Here is an 18,719-nt window from a genome sequence, read left to right as displayed (position 1 = left end):
AAGAGGCCGCCCGAAGGCGGCCTGCTGTCAGTCGTTCTCTCGCTGCACCGATCAGGCATCGCCCATCGCCAGCAGGGAGGCGTTGCCACCCACCGCAGTGGTGTTGATGGTGCGGGTCTTTTCAGTGACGAAGCGGCTCAGGTAGTGGGGGCCGCCCGCCTTGGGACCGGTGCCGGAGAGCCCTTGGCCGCCGAATGGCTGCACCCCGACCATGGCGCCGATCTGGTTGCGGTTGATGTAGACGTTGCCCACGTTGATGCGGCTCGCCAGCTCCTCAGCGTGGGATTCGTTGCGGCTGTGGATCCCGAGCGTCAGGCCGTAGCCGGTGCCGTTGATGTCGCTGATCACCTTGTCCAGATCCCGGGTGGCGTAGCGCACCACATGCAGGATGGGGCCGAACTGCTCCTTGGCCAGCTCGCGGATGGAGCCGATCTCCAGCGCGGTCGGCTGGACAAAGTGCCCTTCCATGGTCGCGGCCGGCATCGGCGCCTGCGCAATCAGGCGAGCGCGCGGCACCATGTAGGCGAGGTGAGCATCGAGACCGGCCTTGGCATCGGCATCGATCACCGGGCCGACGTCGGTGTTGTGCTCGGCCGGGTTGCCCACTTTCAGCTCCTGCATGGCGCCGGTGAGGATCTCCAGCACCCGCTCGGCGATCTCCTCCTGCAGGTAGAGCACCCGCAGGGCCGAGCAGCGCTGACCGGCGCTCTGGAAGGCGGCGCTCACCACGTCGCGCACCACCTGCTCCGGCAGGGCGGTGGAGTCGACGATCATGGCGTTTTGGCCACCAGTCTCGGCGATAAGCGGCAGGATGGCGCCATCGCGCTGGGCCAGGGTCATGTTGATCAGCTTGGCAGTCTCGGTGGAGCCGGTGAAGCAGACGCCGCCAATGCGCGGATCGGCTGTCAACTTGGCGCCGACGGTGGCACCGTCACCGGGCAGCAGTTGCAGCACGTCACCCGGAATACCAGCCTGATGGGCCAGCGTCACCGCCAGATGGGCGATAAGGCCGGTCTGCTCGGCAGGCTTGGCGATGACGGTGTTGCCGGTGGCCAGCGCAGCGGCAACTTGCCCCAGGAAAATCGCCAGCGGGAAATTCCACGGGCTGATGCAGACAAAGACACCGCGCCCCTGCAGGAACAGCTCGTTCTGCTCGCCGGTGTAACCGGGCAGCAGGGTCGCCTGCCCCATCAGGCCGCGCGCCTGCACCGCGTAGTAGCGGCAGAAATCGACCGCTTCACGCACCTCGTCGATGCCATCTTGCAGCAGCTTGCCCGCCTCGCGGGTACAGAGGGAGACGAACTGCTCGCGGTTCGCTTCCAGCAGATCCGCCAGCTTCTCCAGCGCGGCGGCACGCTCGCTCACCGGGGTTTCGCGCCAGCGCGGGAAGGCGGCGTGGGCAGATGCCAAGGCCTGCTCCACCGCCTGCTCGTCGGCCCAGTGGATCTTGCCGACGGTGAGGCTCACATCCTGCGGGCTCAGCACGGTACGTGCCTCGCTGCGCTTGAGGGTCTCGCCATCGACGATGGGGCCCGCCAGCCACTGCTTGCTCTCCAGCTCTTTCAAGCGGGCGAAGAAGGGGCGCTGGATGGAGAGGATGTTCATGTTGACGCCGCTGGAGTTCTTGCGGTCGCTGAAGAGGTTCACCGGCTGCGGAATCCGGTCGTTGGCAAAGCCGGAGTAGCGCTTGAGGGTGCGCAGCGGATGCTCGGCCAGCGAGTCCACCGGGGTATTGGGATCCACCAGCTTGTGAACGAAGGAGGTGTTGGCCCCGTTCTCCAGCAGGCGGCGCACCAGATAGGGCAGCAAGTCCTTGTGGGCGCCGACCGGCGCGTAGATGCGGCAGTGCAGGCCGGGATTGTCGCTCAGCACGGCGTTGTGCAGCTCCTCGCCCATGCCGTGCAGGCGCTGGAATTCAAACTGGCGATCACCGGCCATCTCCAGAATGCTGACCACGGTATTGGCATTGTGGGTGGCGAACTGGGGAGCGATAAAGCCGCGGGTCGGCTCGCTCAGCAGGTAGCGGGCGCAGGCGAGGTAGGAGATATCGGTGCCCGCCTTGCGAGTAAACAGCGGGTAGCCGGGCAGGCCCGCCTGCTGGGCATATTTCAGTTCGCTGTCCCAGTAGGCGCCTTTTACCAAGCGAACCGGAATGAGGTCACCCTGCTCGCGGGCCAGCGCGGTGAGCCAGCAGAGTACCGGCAGCGCACGCTTGGAGTAGGCCTGCACCACCATGCCGAGCTTGCCCCAGCCGCGGTTGGCATCGGAGCGGTAGAGCTGTTCGAACAGGTCCAGCGACAGCTCGAGGCGGTCCATCTCCTCGGCATCGATGCTGATGGCCACATCCTTGTCGCGGGCCAGACGCACCAGCCCCACCAGCCGCTCGCACATCTCGCCGAGCACCCGTTCACGGTTGGCTACGTCATAGCGCGGATGGAGCGCCGAGAGCTTGATGGAGATGGAGGGGGCCGGGCCGCCGTCGCTGATGCGCTCGTTGCCCACCGCCTCGATGGCGTTGCGATAATCGGTCAGATACTTGTCGGCATCCTGCATGGTCAGCGCCGATTCACCCAACATGTCGTAGGTGTGGGTGTAACCCAGCTCGCGGGATTTGCGGCTCGCCTTGAGCGCCTCTTTCATGTCGCGCCCCAGCACGAACTGCTTGCCCATGATCTTCATGGCGGCGTACATGGCGGAGCGCACCACCGGCTCCCCCAGCTTGTTGACCATGCGCCCCAGCAGGTTGGCCGGGTTACCGTCGAGCTTCTTGTCGAGCTTGATGATCTTGCCGGTCAGCATCAGCCCCCAGGTGGAGGCGTTGACCAGAGTAGAGTCGCTCTTGCGGAAATGGGATGACCAGTTGGCGCCGGAGAGCTTGTCCTTGATCAGGGCGTCGGCGGTCTCGGCATCGGGAATCCGCAGCAGCGCCTCGGCCAGACACATCAGGATGATCCCCTCCTGGGTATCCAGGCTGTACTCCTGCAGGAAGGCGTCGATACCGTCACCGGAGCCGCTCTCTTTGCGCACCTTGGTCACCAGAGTACGGGCACGCTGGGTCACCTGCTCCAGCGAGGCGCCATCCCCCGGCAGCATGGCCGACAGTTCGGCCAGATAGGCATTTTCATCCACCACGTAGTTTTGAGTGATGGCTTCGCGCAGGGCGGCCAGATCAGAGGGGATATAGTCAGCGGCAAGCACTTGAGTAGCTTTGAACATATGGGGTCTTCCTGTACGCCCTAAGGCTGATATCGACAAAGGCGGTCGCGCCGCCGAAACGCCGACAATGTATACAATATCCTCCCCTATATGAAATGAATTTGTTGCCACTCTTTAACAAAGATCGCTAATTCACCCCATTAATTCCCTTTTGAAGCCAGCCCGCCAATAAACATGAGGGTCATCTGACTTCATTTTGTATACGATCTGCCACCGCCCGCCCTGTCGCAAAGCAGCCACGCATCCCGCCCAATAGCGGATGTCCCCAATGCGCCCAAAAAAAAGAAGGACCGCCACGGCGACCCTTCTCATCAATTCAGTCAGCCAGAGGCTGTCAGTTCATCCAGCGATCGCCACGGCTGCGACGGCGGGGCAACATGGGCAACAGAATGCCAAGCAGGATACCGGCACCAACCATGGCACCACCACGGATGAACCAGTCCATCTGCATGTCGTGCTCCTGGTTGTCGTAGCTCTGGGTCAGGGCATCGTTCTGCTCTTTGAGATTGTTCATCTCTTCACCCTGGCTGGCCAGCTGAGCCTTGAGGGCGGCAATCTCCTTGCTCTGGGCAGCGATCTGGCCATCCTTCTCGGCGAAGCGTTTCTCGTTGTCGCCGTTGAGGTTTTGCAGGCGGGCCTTGAGCTCGTCACGCTCCTTTTCTACCTGCGGCAGCTGCTCGCGCAGGCTGATCTGGCTCTGCAGTTCGCTGCTTTTGATCCATCCATCACGGCCGCGACCGTCCACCACCTGAGTGAAACCGGCCTCGCCGTTCACCGCCTTTACCTCCAGCGGTTCACCAGCCTTGACGCTACCGAGGATCCGGTATTGGGTACCCGGACCATTGTGGATATAGGTAAAGATGTTGTCTGAAACATAACGGGTATCGGCCAGTGCCTGTTGGGCACACAAGCAGATCAAAATCCCGAGAAGGGCGCGCATGGTCGATCGGTTCTCTTTTTCAGGTTTGGACAAGAGGTTGAATGTTAAGCCGCCAGCAGGTTAAAGGACAAGCAAAGAAAAAGCACCTCCCCCGGGATAATACGCGCAGAGTTGCGAGTCACCTCGCAACTTGCCCGTCTGCGGCCTCACTTGTTTTTCAGCGCCTGCACCTCGCTGCGCAGGGCGCGGATCTCCCGCAGCAGCTCCTCTTGCTGGTTGTTGTAGTGATGACGCCACTTGTCGGTCTCGCCATCCCCCTTGTTGGGCTGCAAAAACAGGCTGGCCATAAAACCGCTGATGGCACCGAACAGGCCGACCCCGAACAGGATCAGCAGGCTGGCGACAAACCGCCCCTCCTCGGTCTTGGGCACCAGATCGCCATAACCGACGGTGGAGAGGGTCACCAGCGTCCACCAGAACGCGTCATAGGGTGTCTCAATCTGACTGCCGGGCTGGCCAGACTCAATCCAGTACATGACGCCGGAGCCCACCCCCAGCAGCAGGAAGAACAGAAACAGGATGCCGGAGAGGGTGGTCTCGTTGCGCTCGCGGCGGAACATGGCCCAAAGATCCGGGTGCTCCTTGAACAACTGATAGACCCGCCACAGCTGGAGCAAACGGGCCCAGCGCAGCTGCTCCACCATCGGCAGGCTACCCGGCAGATAGATCCAGTTGGTCTTGAAGAAAGCTTTACGATCCGGCGCCCGGAGCCAGCCATAAGCAAAGTGCGCGAGGAAGAAGTAGCAGATCAGACTGTCGAGGTCATAGAAGAGCTGCAGGGTCTGTGGTGTCAGGCTCTCATGGCCCCACCAGCGGGCCGTCACCAGCACAACCGAGATAATCGACAGAAATGCCATCAGCAGATCCATCGCCCGCAGATGAGTTAAGTGATGTCGCATACATTTTCCAACTTTAAGCACAGTGCAAATTAATAAAAGAGAAGATAATGCCGATAGTCCTGAGGGCAAAGGAAAAAACGGCTTTTAAAAGGAGAATGACAATGCAGCTGAACCTGCTGGAGAAAAGAATGAGCAACATCCGGTTGGTACCCAAAGTGGTGCTGCTGATGGTGTTCAGTACCCTCCTGCTACTGACAAAACTCTGGTTTGACGCCAACAATCTGGAAGCGACCCTGCTCAGCGAAGGGCTCGATCCCGCCAAGGCGGATGCGATCTCCAATCGCCTGCTCTGGACCGGTCTGATGGAGACCGCCATCATGGGGCTGCTGTTCGTGATCCTGCTGCTCACCGGCTCCCGCCTGATGGTCAAGCAGGTGCACTATCTGGTGGGCCTGCTGGAGCGCTTCGCCAAGCGGGACCTCAGCCACAAGGTACTGCTCAAGTCTCGTGACGAATTCGGTGACATCGCCAAGGCGGTCTCCCACTCGCAGGAGAATCTCAAAGAGGTGTTTGGCAACCAGCGCGCCGCCTGCAAGGAGCTCAACGACATCGCCTCCCAGGTGACCCTTTGCATGGAAGAGGCCAACGAAGCGATCAACGAAGAGTTCACCCAGATCGAACAGCTGGCCAGCGCCATGAGCCAGATGGTCGGCGCCATTCGCGAAGTAGCCGCCCATGCGGATCAGGCCTCTCACGCCACCGCCGAAACCAGCCAGCTGGCGGAAGAGGGGAGCCGCTGCGTCGCCGACACCGTCAGCACCATAGACACCCTCTCCGGCAACATCCAGCGCTCCGCCACCGTGGTCAACGAGGTAGAACAGGGGGTCGAGCGCATTGGCTCTGTGGTCGACACCATTCGCGGCATCTCGGAGCAGACCAACCTGCTGGCACTAAACGCAGCCATCGAAGCGGCTCGCGCCGGTGAAGCGGGTCGTGGCTTTGCCGTGGTGGCCTCCGAAGTGCGTGAACTGGCCAACCGGGCTCAGGCCGCCACCGTCGAGATCCAGAAGATGATCGAACAGCTGCAGGGCAATGCCCATCAGGCTGGCGAGCTGATGGCCCAAAGCGTACAGCAGGCTGACAAGGGGGTGGAACAGGTGACCCAGGCCGGTACCCAGCTCGCCACCATAGTACAGCGGGTACAGGGTGTCGCCGACATGAACCGCCACATCGCCGCCGCCTCCGAGCAACAGAGCTCGGTCGCCGAAGAGATGCGCGGCAATCTGGAACAGGTCAAGCAGATCGCCGAAGGCTCCGTCGTGGTACTGCGTGAACTGCAAGAGGCCTCCGAGCTGGTCGAGCAGCACAGCAAGGAGCTCGACAGCCAGATCCAGTCCTTCAAGCTGGCGTGACCACAGCGCATAGACAGAAAGGCCCTGAGGGGCCTTTCTTCATATCCCCACCAGCAACCCATTTTCCTTTCTGGATCATGCTTCTCGCCCCTGCGCTGTGACGCGGGGGCCTGACAGTGCTAGATTGGCAGCCACCATTTTGAACCGGCAGCGTTGTTAACCTCGTGTCGTTAACCATCTGTCGTGAACCACAAGGACGGCAACCGTGGCCCAGCACTCTCCCTCTTTCTCCGCCCTCTCCCCCCTGCTGCAAGAACAGGCCGAGCGCCAATGGCAACGGCTGATCGAACTGGCCCCCGACTATGGCAACCAGCCAGAGCCCGTTCGCCAGACCCTGCTGACCCTGCTTGGTCTCTCCGATTTTGTCGCCGACTCCCTCTTCAAACAGCCGGCGTTGCTGACCGAGCTGCTCACCTCCGGTGATCTCGAACGAACCGAACGCTGGCCCGCCTACCAGCGCGATCTGACCGCCCTGCTCGCCGAGGTAAGCGATGAAGAGGCGCTCAAGCGCATCCTGCGCCAGTTCCGCCGCAGCCGCATGCTGGTGATCGCCTGGCGCGAGCTGCTGGGCCACGCGGCGGTGGAAGAGAGCTTTATCCACCTGACCAAACTGGCGGATGCCCTGATCTGCTCCGCCCGCGACTGGCTCTACGCCAAACAGTGTGGCGAGCTGGGCACCCCGATGGATGGCAATGGCAACCCGCAGCCGCTGCTCATTCTCGGTATGGGCAAGCTGGGTGGTGGTGAGCTCAACTTCTCCTCGGATATCGACCTTATCTTCACCTTCCCCGAGAACGGCTACACGGTCGGCGGGCGGCGCGAGCTCGCCAACCAGCAGTTCTTTATCAAGCTGGGCCAGCGCATCATCAACGCCCTCCACCAGCCCACCCAGGATGGTCAGGTGTTCCGGGTCGATATGCGCTTACGCCCCTTTGGCGATGCGGGGCCGCTCGCCATCTCCTTCGCCGCCATGGAAGATTACTACCAGCACCACGGCCGCAACTGGGAGCGCTACGCCATGGTCAAGGCGCGGGTGCTGGGGCCCCAGTGCGAACATGCGGTGGAGCTGGCCGAGATGCTGCGCCCCTTCGTGTTTCGCCGCTATATCGACTTCGGCGTCATCGACGGCCTGCGCCAGATGAAGGCGATGATCGCCGCCGAGGTGCGCCGCAAGGGGCTGGAGGGCAACATCAAGCTGGGGGCTGGCGGCATTCGCGAGGTGGAGTTCATCGCCCAGGCGCTGCAACTTATTCGCGGCGGGCGTGAGCCGGCGCTGCGGGTGCGCCATCTGCCAGAGGCGCTGACCGCCATCGCCCAGTGCGGCGCCCTCGAATCCACCCATTGCAACCGCCTGCTGACGGCCTACCGCTTCCTGCGCCGGGTCGAGAACATCTTGCAGGAGATCGGCGATCAACAGACCCAGACCCTGCCCACCGAGGAGCGGGATCGCCAGCGGCTGATCGCCGCCCTCGGCTTTGCCGACTGGGGCACCTTTATGGCTTATCTGGATGAGGAGATGGCCGCCGTCCATCAGGAGTTCGCCGCCGTGGTGGGGGAAGAGAAAGAGGCACCCGCCCATCTGGAGCAGCTCTGGCTCGATCTCTGGCGCACCGAGCTCGACGCCGCCGAGCTGGAAAAATTGCTGACTGCTCAAGGGGTCGTCGAGCCAGCCCCGCTCTGCGGTGCCCTGCTGCGTTTCAAGGAGGAGTACAAGCGCCGTCAGGTGGGGCCGCAGGGGCGCATCGCGCTGGACTGGCTGATGCCGGAGCTGCTGCGGCTGGTGGTCGCCAGTGAGCAACCCGCCCGCCTGTTCGAGCGGGTATGCGAGCTGCTGACCCGCATCTTCACCCGCAGCGCCTATCTGCAACTGCTGGCGGAAAATCCGGGCGCCCTGCGCCAGCTGGTGCGGCTGTGCGACGCCAGCCATCTGGTGAGCGAACAGCTGGCCCGCTACCCTATCCTGCTGGATGAGCTGCTCGATCCCCAGCACCTCTACCACCCCACCCCGCTCGATCAGTACAAGCCCCAGCTGCGCCAGTTCCTGCTGCGCATCCCCGAAGAGGACGTGGAGCAGCAGATGGAAGCGCTGCGCCAGTTCAAGCAGGTGCAGCTGCTGCGCATCGTGGCGGCCGACATCGCCGGCGCCCTGCCGCTGATGAAGGTGAGCGACCACCTCACCTGGCTGGCGGAGGCGATCACCGAAGAGGTGGTCAATCAGGCATGGGCCCAGATGAGCGAGCGCTACGGGGTGCCGCCCGAGGTGGCAACCAGCGGCCAGCGCGGTTTCGCGGTGGTGGCCTATGGCAAGCTGGGCGGCATCGAGCTCGGCTACGGCTCGGATCTCGATCTGGTGTTCCTGCACGGCGGTGACCCCAACAGCTACACCGATGGCCGCAAACCCATCGACAGCCGCCAGTTCTACCTGCGTCTGGCACAGCGGATCCTGCACCTGTTCAGCACCCGCACCCCGTCCGGCATTCTTTACGAGATCGATATGCGGCTGCGCCCCTCCGGCGACTCCGGCCTGCTGGTCTCGTCCCTCTCGGCCTATGAGCAGTATCAGCAAAACGAGGCCTGGACCTGGGAGCATCAGGCACTGGTGCGGGCCCGCCCCATCTATGGCGATGACGCCATCGTTGCCGAGTTTGCCCGCATCCGCCGCGCCGTGCTGGCCAAGGAGCGCGAACTGCCGACCCTGGCCCGCGAGGTGCGCGAGATGCGCCACAAGATGCGGGATCACCTGCTCAAGGCGGGCGCCGGCGAGTTCGACCTCAAGCAGTCCCCCGGCGGCATGGTGGACATCGAGTTCATCGCCCAGTACCTGGTGCTGGCCCACGCCTGCGGTGAACCCGAGGCGCTCACCCGCTGGTCCGATAACGTGCGCATCTTCGATGAGTGCGTGCTGGCGGGGGTACTCACGCTGGAGCAGGCGGAGGGGCTCAAGCACGCCTATCTGGAGATCCGCAACCTCGGCCATCGCCTCAACCTCTCGGAGATCTCCCGCAAGGTGAGCGACGATCAGCTGCAGAGTGAGCGCAGCCATGTCCTCGGCGTCTGGCACAAGCTGCTGGGGGAGTGAGATAAACCACAGCAGGTTCAACGAGAAAGGGGCGCTTGGGCGCCCCCTTCTTTATCCAGATATAAGCGGTAGCATCAAGCTCTAGCGTCCACCGGCAAGATCGATGAAGGTGCCGGTAGCGTAGGAGGCTTCGTCCGATAACAACCACGCAATAGCGGCCGCCACCTCGGCTGGTTGGCCGCCCCGTTGCAAGGGGATCAGATCCTTTACCCTGTCGACACGGTCTGGCTCACCACCGTCGGCATGCATTTCGGTATAGATAAAGCCGGGACGCACACTATTGACTCGTATTCCCTTTGCCGCGACCTCCAACGATAACCCCTTGGTCAGCACATCGATCGCTCCCTTGGAAGCGGCATAATCTACATACTCACCTGCCGAGCCCAAACGGGCAGCGGCCGAGGAGACGTAGACGATGGCACTGCCCACAGCCATACGCCGTACAGCCTCACGACAGCAAAGAAAATAGCCGGTCACATTGGTGGTCAAAGTCTTGTTGATGCGCTCAGCGCTCATCTCCATCACTTTCATCTGTGGTTGCAAGAGCCCTGCATTGTTCACCAAATGAGTGATCACCCCGAGTCGCTCGTCCATCTCTTCAAACAGATGTACCACCTCAGCCTCGATGCTGATATCCGCCTGCACGGCTATGCAGGAGACAGCAAAGTTAGCCTTAATCTCTGCCACCAACGCATCGGCGGCCTGCCGGTCACACCGATAGTTAATACAAAGGTTATATCCCTGCCCCGCCAGATAACGGGCGGTGGCAGCACCAATTCCTCTACTGCCCCCGGTGATCAACACATGTTTGTTCATTGAACATCCTTGTTATTCCACTATCAGTTTCACGATCGCTACCCGCCACGATAGTACCTAAACCAACCAGCTCCAACTTCAACGCGCTCCATCTGATTGCGAGACAAACTGCTGCTGACTGCCATCGGGCAACAGCGCCAGCACGCTCTGGCTCGCCAGCTTTATCCCTGCCAACTCGGTGGCCGGGCCGAAGTTGGCCATCAGTCGAGTGCCATCGGCAAACTCGCTCTGCTGCACCACACCTCTTTTATCGAGCCAGCGAAAACCGGTGAGCGGCTGGTTGTAGAGCCGCTCATGCAGCGGGCGGAAGAAGGCATCGAGCCCCTTGAGGTAGGGAATGCGCGCGCTGGCGCTATCCAGACTGAGGTTGAGCAGGGGCGGCACGTTGTAGAGCTGCTGCAACAGCTCGGTGACCTGACGGCTCTCCTTGAACTTGAGGCTATCCATCGTCCAGTGGTGGGTGGTCACTATGCTGTCGTGAAAAACGCTCTGGAGCAGCGGCAACCGCAGCGCCGGATCGAAGTAGAGCCCCTGATACTCAGGTTTTAGGTGGCTCTGGCGAAAGAAGAACGCGGGCTGAAACTCGGGATACCAGGCCCCCAGATAGTAGGGAGAGCGCTTGTTGCGGCGCATATCGGGATCCTGCCAGCCAAAGCCGCTGGTCTGGGGGCCATGGGCAAAGGCCGCGGTGCGGTTGGCAACAGCGCCGCCCTCCTCGGAGCCCACCAGTACACCCTGACTCCTGGCAATCCACGCCATCCCGGCCATCCGGTTTTGCGCATCCTGCGCCTGAGTGGTCGGCTTGGCCGGGTCGAAGTCGTCAAACACCATGCCGGTCGCCGCCACATCGAGGAACCAGCTGTTGTAGTGGCTCGCCTGCTGCAATTTGGGCACTCGCTGCTCCATCACCGGGCGCACACAGGCCTGATTGGTGTAGACGCCGCTATTTTGAAAGCCGCTCTTGCGCCGTCCGTTCTCCTGCATGATGCCGCAGCGCAGGTAAATATCCTGCCCCATCTGGGCGGTGAGCCAGCTCTGCTGGCGATTCCCCTCCGGCAGCGCGGTATCGTAGGAGTCGTAGGGAGCGATGAGATAGCCCGCCTGTTTGGCAAGCGCTATCCCCTCTGGCGCGGCAAAACCGGCGGTCCACTGGGGCAGACCCAGCCAGAGCTTTGGTAGTCCAGCCTGCTTGAGAGCGGCGATCATCTTGGCCGAGCTGCCATCACCCCAGCTCTCTGGCTCGTTGAGCGCAGCCCCCAGTTGCGTGGCAGCCAGCGTGCACCGGGCTTTGAAATCAGCCAGTTGCTGACCCGGATGGCGCAGCGCCAGCGCCTGCTCAACTCCGGTCAGCACCCGGTTTTGCAGATAGCTGTTGCGCTCGAGATCGGGCGCTTGCAGCGCCGTTTTGCTCTCCCCCTTGAGCCAGTCGGCGGGGATCAGGCGACGCAGTGCGGGCCAACTCTTCACATCCTGTGGCACCAGCAGTCGCTCGCCCCAGAGGTAGAGGTGAGAGGCACCGATCAGCCGTTTGCCATCCGGTACCGCCGCCAGCTTGCTTTCGAGCGAGACCAGCTCGCCCCGCTCCTGCAACCAGCTGCGATAGGCCTTGGCCGCCGCTAGCCAGTCGTTGCCCGGTTGCAACGACACTGCCACCTCATAGGGGTCAGCCAGATTGAGGCGATTGACGCTATGGGTCGCGGTGAGGGCAATGCCATCTTGCTTGGGGGCAAAGGTGAGCCGGTTGTTGAAGGGGTTGGCAAAGAGGATCGCCAGCTGCTGATCACCGTAATCCAGCCCGACCAGCGGCAGGGTGAGATCCTCGGTGGTGTTGATCCCCTGATACTCCTGCGCCAGCGCCTTGCGCCACGCGGGATGATCAACCGGGATGCGAAAACCCTCGTGGATCGGCAGCATCAGCGCCTGCGCCCCTGCCGGTACCCGCGGCCACACCAGATCGCCAGCACTCGCACGGCTGAGGGTAAGGATCAGACGGTTACCCTCAAGGCGAGCCAAGGCACGCACCTCGCCATCGGCACGGGTCAGCCAGCTGGCGCGCTCCCCCTCCTGCTGCAAGGCGGTGACCGGCTGGCGAGGGCCGGGAGAAGAGATGAGAAGGTGCTTGCCCGATGGCAGCACAGCCTCGACCGCCAGAGTCGCGGGATCCAGCTCGATGCGCCACTGATCGTTGGCCAGGGTCAGCGCCTCGGCAGGCAGGGAGAACAGCGGCGCCAACAGCAGCAGCGGGCGGATCCGGCTCGTTAGCACGGGAAGAAAAGTCATGGTCGGTGATTCCTGATAACACACGGGAATCGCCATTTCAGCAGATTGGCCGCCTGCGATTGTCAGGCCAATGTCAGGATTGCGGTGACCTGACCATCACGACGACCATTAGTCCACCGGCCCAGCCTGACTGTGACTCAGCTGCAACACCAGCTGGCCGCGCTGGCTGGTCTGCACCAGCGAGAGGGTACGCCAACTGTCGGGCGTAGCGGTTGGCCAGTTCACCGGCTCATCAGTCGCAAGCCGGTGCCACCAGAGCAGGGAGTATTGCGGGCGGGCCAGCACAGTCTGCTCAAGCCAGAGCGGAGTGCACGAAGCGGGATTGGCGGGGGGATTGGCTACCGCCTGTGGCGAGCGGGAGAGCCAGTCCAGATCCTGCACCGCAGGCAGCGGCAACGCCACCTGCCACTCCTTGCCCGCCACCGTCAGCCGCAGCTGATAGAGTCCGGCAGGTAAAGGCGTCGGCAGATCGGCCCCGACAACCCTGACTCCGGAGTTCTCTTCCGCCTCCCACTGGGCGCCAGCCAGCCGGTCATGGCCAGCGGGATCGACAAGTTCAGCGGCGGCGATGGGCCCCTCGCCGGTCAGCTGCACCCGATAGTCCCGCAGCAACGGCGCATCGCGCTGGATCAGCTCAAGACGCAGCTCGCTCACCCCATCAGGCAGAGTGAGCGGGAAATCCTTGCCGCAGTGCTGGGCACTCAGCGCGGCCAGCATCCCCTGCCAGCTACGGCGCTCGGCATCACTTGTGAGGGCGGGCCATGCCTGCTGCAAAGATTGCCAGGCGTGCCGGTTATCCCCCAGCAACAGCGCCAGGGTAGCCGGTTGCAGTGGATCGGGGCGATCGGTTTCCAAGAGGCGTTCGGTTGCCATCACGCTGCCTGCATTCAGAAGGCCGCCGCTTAGAGCCAACAGCAGCGCAGCCAGCGTTGTGCGCTTCACGCTATCACCTCCAGCCGGTAGCCGATGCCGCGCACCGTCTCGATAGCCAACCCGGGCAGCTTCTGGCGCAGTTGCAGAATATGGGTATCGACGGTGCGGGTGGAGGGAAACGCCTGATAGCCCCATACCCGGTTGAGGATCTCCTCCCGGCTCAGCACCCGCCCCGCCATCCGCACCAGCAGGGTGAGCAGGGCAAACTCGGTGGGGGTAAAGCTCACCTCCGCATCCTGCCAGCTCGCCTGCATCCGGGCGGGGTGGAGCTGCAAGCCGCCCACCGCCTGAGTGCCATCCCCCAGCTGGCGCAGCTGAGCCCGGATCCGCGCCAGCAGCTCGTCGTGGGAGAAGGGCTTGGTCAGGTAGTCGCGCGCCCCCGCATCGAGCCCAGCCACCCGATCGCTCACCTCCACCCTGGCGGTGAGCACGATCACCGGCAGCGCCTTGCGCGCCAGCCACAGGGGCAACCAGTCGAGAGCATCCCCCTCCGGCATGGTGCGATCCAGCAGCACCAGATCCGCCGCCAGCCACTGCTGCTCCGCCGCTGTCAGGGTATCGCACCAGAGGCAGCGATACCCTTCGCGGGTCAGATAGCGTTGCAGGTTCTCCGCCAGCAGCGCCTCGTCTTCGACAAGCAGGATGGTCTTCATGATTTGGGGTCGCTCCAGAGTTGGCAGGGCAGCGTCAGGGTAAAAGTAGTGGGCGGGCCGGATAGGGCGAGGCGCCCGCCCAAACGGCGCAGCAGATGGCGCACGATGGCAAGCCCCAACCCCAGACCATCGGCACGGGCACCGCGGCGCAGCAGGGTGGCGAGCCGGTAATTTGGCAGCTCTCCGCCATCGCTGACCACGAGGATCAAGCGCCCCGCCTGCCAGCTGGCATAGACGCGAACCGGTGCGCGGCCATGCTGGCTGGCGTTGCGCAGCAGGTTGTCGAGGGCGAGATCGAGCCAGTAGAAGGGGAGCGCCAGAGTCATCTCCCGCTCAAGGCAGAAGGTGGCGTCATGCCGCTCGCAAGCCAGGGTGAGCCACTCGGTGAGACTGACCGCCACCCGCTCATCTTCCAGAGTCTCTGCCGCCAGATAGTGGCGACTGGCCTGCGCCAGCTGATGCAGGCGGGCGACACTGCCCAGCAGTTGCCCCACGCTCTGCTGAGCGGAAGGGGGCAGCCGGTCGAAATCGTGGCGCAGCTCCTCGCTGATGCCGGAGAGCGCCATGATGGGAGTGCGCAGCTCGTGGGTCAGCATCTGCAACGCGACGCGCCGCTCCCGCAGCAGTCGCCAACGCTGCCAGCTGGCCCACCCCAGCAGCATGATGAAACCAAGGGAGCTGGCCAGCGCCAGCCACTGCCAACCAAGCGTGGGGCGAGTATTGAAGCAGATCGCTCCGACTCGCTCTTCACAAGTACCAGCTGTGCGGCTATCCAACGTCACGCCGAGCCGCTCGGCCAGCGGCTGCCACTGCCCCGCGCCATAACGACGCCACTGCCCATCGGCAAGCAGCCAGAGCTGACCCGATTGCAGCAACCAGCGATCCCCCCGCAGCAGGGCGTCGAGGTTGTCATCGCCGAGCTCACCGAGCTGCCCCAACTGATCTCGCCGCTCCCGCACATGGAGCAGAGCGTCGAGCCCGGCCGCCGGATGACCTGCCAGCCAGCGGGCAGCGCTGGAGCCACCCAACGGATAGACGGGGTGAGCGGCAAACCAGCGGATAGAGGGCGTAGCCCTTTGGCCGCAAAGCGCCCGCAGCAGTGGCAGCCACTCGGCGGGCAAGTCATTCTCTGTCCCGCACTCCTGCTGATAGCGATAGATGGCCTGCAACTGACGCAGCGGGTAACGCTGCCAGGCAGGATGAAGAGAGTCGGGCGCAAGCAGGCGCCGGTCGAGCCGCTGCACCTCGTCAAGGGGCAGCGTATGTTCAGGAACCTGCCTGGCCAGCTCGCCCGCCAGACGATCCGCCAGCGGCCCGGCCAGCACGGGATACGCCATGCCGTAGCAGATCAAGGAGCAGAGCAGCAGGATCAGGCGCATGGGTTCAACTCGAGATGACTCCGGATGAAGACACAGCAGGTCACTGCGCCATAAAAAATGTCAGCGCCATTTTTCAATGGCGCTGACATCCGGTCAACCGCTAACGGCATTGGCGCGGCTCCCGCCAGCCCATATGAACCGTCACCTATTTGAACAGTCCTTTGAGCAGCTGGTCGGCCACCCCTTTGACGGCATCGTTGTCGGCCTTGTCCCCCAGCAGCTTCTTGAGGCCGCGTTCGGCCTCCTTGCGCGCCTTCTCCTCCAGCAATTTGTTGTTGCTGAGCAGTGCCTTCACGTCGAGCTGATAGCTGGGGGCTTGCCAGTGGCCGCCGATCCGCACCGGAATGGTGATCTCTTTGAGCTCATCCACATCCTTGCCTCCCTGCCCCTTGCTGCTCTCGACGATGGAGGTGAGGAACAGGAAGTCGAGGCTCTCCGGCACCAGCGCCGTCTGCCCCTCGCCCTTGACCCGCAAGGCCGGGGCAAAGAGCTGGATGTCGTTGCTGCGGGCGATGCCGTCGGCAATCTGGAAGCTGGCGGTCAGAGCGCTGAAGTCGGTCTTCCGTGCCTCTTTCACCTGCTCGGCCCCCTTGCCGGTGAGGGTGGCCCGCGCCTCGCGGATCATCTCCGCTAGGTTGATGCCATGCAGGGCGCCGTCGCTCAGCTTCAAGGTCACCTTGCCCTGCATTCCGTTGCGCAGTGTCAGAGGAGAGAGACCACGCCCCTGCACCTGCACATCGAGCTCGCCCTTACCCTCCAGCAGATCGCTCTGGGCCAGAGTCTGCAGCAAGGGACGAATGTTCACTCCGGCCACCTGCTTGTGCACCTTGTAGGTGGCGGGTTGCTGGCGTGCGTCGAGAACCCCTTTCGCGCGTACCTGACCGCCCGCCACGGTCGCGCTGAACTGTTTGAGCGTCAGCAGTCCCTTGGCCAAAACCACCTGCAGATCGACAGCACCGAGATCCAGCCCTTTCAGACGCAGGCTGCCGAGTTGCAACCGACCATCCAGATCCAGTCCCTTGAGCGCGCCCAGATCCGGTTCAACCGCGGAGAGGGCTTGGCTCTTGCCGGTTACCGCTTTATTGTCACTTGCAGCGGCATTGGAAGCACCGGCTGCCGGTTTGTCCTCTTTCGCCTGCGCTGGTGTGGTCGGTACCGATTTGGCGAGCCATTTGTCGAGATCCAGCTTCTCCCCCTTGAGATCGAAGGTGATTGCCGGAACGGCACCAAGCTGCACGGTTCCATCACCACTCAGCAGCGCCTCATCGGCACTCATCACCAGCTTGCTCAGGGTAATCAACTGCTTGTCGAGCTCGGCACGGGCAAACCCGGCCAGTTTCAGCTTCATCTGCGGGCGTGGCAGCGCATCACCTTCCAGCGCTGCCGTCAGCAGCACATCGGAGAGCTCGGCCAGCTTCATCTCTTTATCGAGCCGTCCCTTGAGTGTTCCTTCCAGCGAGCCAGCCAGTGAAGCTTGCTGCCCCTCTACCTTGGCCCCTTTCAGCGCCAACGTGAGGTTGCTCCACTCACCCAGGGCCAATCGGTCTCCCTTGATGGAGAAACTGTCGAGTCGCAGGGACGGGTCACTCAGGCTGCCACTGAGGCTCAAGTCTTTCAGTTCACTCGCCATCACCTCCTGCGCCAGCTTGATCTGGGTCTGCCCTTTAACGTTGAAAGCGAGCTTGTCGGCACTCCCCTTGGCGGCCAGCGTCACGGGTACCCACTGACCGGTGGCCAGCTGCCCCATATCGAGATCGAGGCGATCCAGTCGCAGCGAGGTGCCGCTGCGATCATCCTGTACCAGCGCGCTGGCATGGGAGAGCGCGACACCCTGCAAGCTGATCTGCCAGGGCTTGCTATCAGCGGTTGGGGCAGGGGTTGCGGGGACGACCGATTCGCTTGCATCAGCAGTGGCATCTTTGATCAGTCCGCTCAGATTGGAGCTGCCATCCGCCTTGGTCTGGATAAAGAGATGGGCGCCACTTAGCGTCACCTTTCCAATCTCCAGACGATGGGAGAGCAGCGGCAACAGAGCCACCGAGGCCTCCCCCTGTTCGAAACGAACCAGATCCGGCTCGGTAAAACCGGCCGGATTGCGCAGAGCCACCTTCTCCAGCGAGAGCCCGAGACTCGGCCAGAAACGCCAGTCAATCTCCCCCGCCATCACCAGCTCCCGGCCCGTGCTCTTGCGCACCTGTTCAGCCAGTTGGGGCTTGAATTGATTGGGGTCGATAAGGCTTATCAACGTCACGATGGCCAGCAAGGCCGCCACGGCGATGCCGAGCAAGATGAGAACTATCTTCTTCACGATATGCTCCTTGAATCCGGATCCACTGCAGACTATACCACTCACCGTCTGACGAATGGCGTCTACGGGACAAAAGCGGACAAGGATGAGACAGGGATGGTCGCAGCCAATCCCCATCGTCATCAGCAGGGATCAGGCTTGCAAAGGGGATTGCTGCAGCCGCGCCATCGCGCTGCGCGTCGATTCGAAAGCAAAGCGGGACATGGGGATATCGCTGATCTTCTGCCACTGGCAGGCGGCCACATCGTCAGCTGGCTGGATGACCGGTTTTTCACTCAACCTGATGGCGAAAAAGGTGTCACAGGTGTGATAAGTGATGCCATCGTAGGGGTAAATATTGGGGAATGAACCAAGATAGGTAAAAGGTTGAGCGCCAACATCGAGCTCCAACTCCTCCTGCAACTCGCGCACCAGCGCCCCCTCCAGCGACTCGCCGGGATCAACAAATCCTCCTGGCAGATCCAGCAACCCCTTGCCCGGATTGCCGGCACGCACCGCAACCAGCACCTCATCCTGCCAGCAAAGCGCTACCATCACAGCCGTCGCCACATTCTGGAAAAAATGAAAACCGCAGCCACAGCGAAGCTCTTTAGGGCTGACGCTCTGCAGGGTTTGACCGCCGCATTTTGGACAAAACATGGGCTATCTCCGACGAAATAAAGCACCATTTTACGCTGTTGTGACCGTTTTTTATGAGTAAAACCGACGGGGAAAACTAGGCATTCAAAGGGAGAGGAATAAAACGGGACAATTATCAGACGATTTAATAAATTGCAGGCAATAAAAAACCCCGCTCGATGAGCGGGGTTCTTAAATTGGGTGCCTGGCAGTGTCCTACTCTCGCATGGCGAATGCCACACTACC

General features: G+C 62.5%; 12 protein-coding genes. 2 read left to right on the top strand and 10 right to left on the bottom strand.

Annotated features, from left to right (window positions below; genetic code table 11):
• Nucleotides 1-51 precede the first annotated feature (51 nt).
• From putA to AB5Y97_RS02580, 3 genes are all read right to left on the bottom strand, one after another.
• Nucleotides 52-3,216 (bottom strand): bifunctional proline dehydrogenase/L-glutamate gamma-semialdehyde dehydrogenase PutA, encoded by a 3,165-nt coding sequence (gene putA / locus AB5Y97_RS02590; RefSeq protein ID WP_201947632.1) that lies wholly within the window; start codon nt 3,214-3,216, stop codon nt 52-54.
• Between the two features lie 334 nt (nt 3,217-3,550).
• Entirely contained in the window at nt 3,551-4,156 is a 606-nt protein-coding gene (locus AB5Y97_RS02585; protein WP_201947633.1) for a TIGR04211 family SH3 domain-containing protein, read from the bottom strand.
• 146 nt (nt 4,157-4,302) lie between these two features.
• Nucleotides 4,303-5,055, bottom strand: coding sequence for a potassium channel family protein (locus tag AB5Y97_RS02580; protein WP_234920611.1), 753 nt, complete (start codon nt 5,053-5,055; stop codon nt 4,303-4,305).
• Between the two features lie 101 nt (nt 5,056-5,156).
• Between AB5Y97_RS02580 and AB5Y97_RS02575 the strand changes: the two genes are divergently transcribed.
• Together AB5Y97_RS02575 and glnE are read left to right on the top strand one after the other, a co-directional pair.
• Nucleotides 5,157-6,407 carry a methyl-accepting chemotaxis protein gene (locus AB5Y97_RS02575; RefSeq protein WP_005362726.1) on the top strand — a complete coding sequence of 417 codons (1,251 nt, stop codon included), beginning with the start codon at nt 5,157-5,159 and terminating at the stop codon, nt 6,405-6,407.
• 205 nt (nt 6,408-6,612) lie between these two features.
• Nucleotides 6,613-9,486 (top strand): bifunctional [glutamate--ammonia ligase]-adenylyl-L-tyrosine phosphorylase/[glutamate--ammonia-ligase] adenylyltransferase, encoded by a 2,874-nt coding sequence (gene glnE, locus AB5Y97_RS02570; protein WP_368157215.1) that lies wholly within the window; start codon nt 6,613-6,615, stop codon nt 9,484-9,486.
• Between the two features lie 81 nt (nt 9,487-9,567).
• Here glnE and AB5Y97_RS02565 read toward each other — a convergent pair whose 3' ends face one another.
• The 7 genes from AB5Y97_RS02565 to AB5Y97_RS02535 all read right to left on the bottom strand — a co-directional run bounded on the left by AB5Y97_RS02565 (nt 9,568) and on the right by AB5Y97_RS02535 (nt 18,389).
• Nucleotides 9,568-10,302 (bottom strand): SDR family oxidoreductase, encoded by a 735-nt coding sequence (locus AB5Y97_RS02565; protein ID WP_201947639.1) that lies wholly within the window; start codon nt 10,300-10,302, stop codon nt 9,568-9,570.
• Nucleotides 10,303-10,380: 78 nt separating this feature from the next.
• The gene (locus AB5Y97_RS02560; protein WP_201947640.1) at nt 10,381-12,582 is read right to left on the bottom strand and encodes a glycoside hydrolase; all 2,202 of its coding nucleotides are present in this window, start codon (nt 12,580-12,582) and stop codon (nt 10,381-10,383) included.
• A 108-nt stretch (nt 12,583-12,690) separates the two neighbouring features.
• Nucleotides 12,691-13,524, bottom strand: a complete 834-nt coding sequence (locus AB5Y97_RS02555) for a DUF2861 family protein (protein WP_201947643.1) — start codon at nt 13,522-13,524, stop codon at nt 12,691-12,693.
• Entirely contained in the window at nt 13,521-14,168 is a 648-nt protein-coding gene (locus tag AB5Y97_RS02550; RefSeq protein WP_042018118.1) for a response regulator transcription factor, read from the bottom strand. Before AB5Y97_RS02550 ends, AB5Y97_RS02555 begins: the two co-directional genes overlap by 4 nt.
• Nucleotides 14,165-15,547: a DUF3404 domain-containing protein gene (locus tag AB5Y97_RS02545; protein WP_201947644.1), complete on the bottom strand. Its 1,383-nt coding sequence runs from the start codon at nt 15,545-15,547 to the stop codon at nt 14,165-14,167. Before AB5Y97_RS02545 ends, AB5Y97_RS02550 begins: the two co-directional genes overlap by 4 nt.
• Nucleotides 15,548-15,692: 145 nt before the next feature.
• Nucleotides 15,693-17,855, bottom strand: a complete 2,163-nt coding sequence (locus AB5Y97_RS02540) for an AsmA family protein (RefSeq protein WP_201947646.1) — start codon at nt 17,853-17,855, stop codon at nt 15,693-15,695.
• Between the two features lie 132 nt (nt 17,856-17,987).
• Entirely contained in the window at nt 17,988-18,389 is a 402-nt protein-coding gene (locus AB5Y97_RS02535; RefSeq protein ID WP_234920617.1) for an NUDIX domain-containing protein, read from the bottom strand.
• Between the last annotated feature and the right edge of the window lie 330 nt (nt 18,390-18,719).

The sequence above is a fragment of the Aeromonas sp. R10-2 genome, from assembly GCF_040908445.1.
Classification (GTDB): Bacteria; Pseudomonadota; Gammaproteobacteria; order Enterobacterales; family Aeromonadaceae; genus Aeromonas; species Aeromonas veronii.
Note: the sequence above shows the minus strand (reverse complement) of the source record. Positions and strands in the feature narration are given on the sequence as shown.

What these genes read in the sequence shown, in the direction of transcription:
- putA (WP_201947632.1), bottom strand. Translation starts at nt 3,216, where the DNA reads ATGTTCAAAGCTACTCAAGTGCTTGCCGCTGACTATATCCCCTCTGAT.
- AB5Y97_RS02585 (WP_201947633.1), bottom strand. Translation starts at nt 4,156, where the DNA reads ATGCGCGCCCTTCTCGGGATTTTGATCTGCTTGTGTGCCCAACAGGCA.
- AB5Y97_RS02580 (WP_234920611.1), bottom strand. Translation starts at nt 5,055, where the DNA reads ATGCGACATCACTTAACTCATCTGCGGGCGATGGATCTGCTGATGGCA.
- AB5Y97_RS02575 (WP_005362726.1), top strand. Translation starts at nt 5,157, where the DNA reads ATGCAGCTGAACCTGCTGGAGAAAAGAATGAGCAACATCCGGTTGGTA.
- AB5Y97_RS02565 (WP_201947639.1), bottom strand. Translation starts at nt 10,302, where the DNA reads ATGAACAAACATGTGTTGATCACCGGGGGCAGTAGAGGAATTGGTGCT.
- AB5Y97_RS02560 (WP_201947640.1), bottom strand. Translation starts at nt 12,582, where the DNA reads ATGACTTTTCTTCCCGTGCTAACGAGCCGGATCCGCCCGCTGCTGCTG.
- AB5Y97_RS02550 (WP_042018118.1), bottom strand. Translation starts at nt 14,168, where the DNA reads ATGAAGACCATCCTGCTTGTCGAAGACGAGGCGCTGCTGGCGGAGAAC.
- AB5Y97_RS02545 (WP_201947644.1), bottom strand. Translation starts at nt 15,547, where the DNA reads ATGCGCCTGATCCTGCTGCTCTGCTCCTTGATCTGCTACGGCATGGCG.
- AB5Y97_RS02535 (WP_234920617.1), bottom strand. Translation starts at nt 18,389, where the DNA reads ATGGTAGCGCTTTGCTGGCAGGATGAGGTGCTGGTTGCGGTGCGTGCC.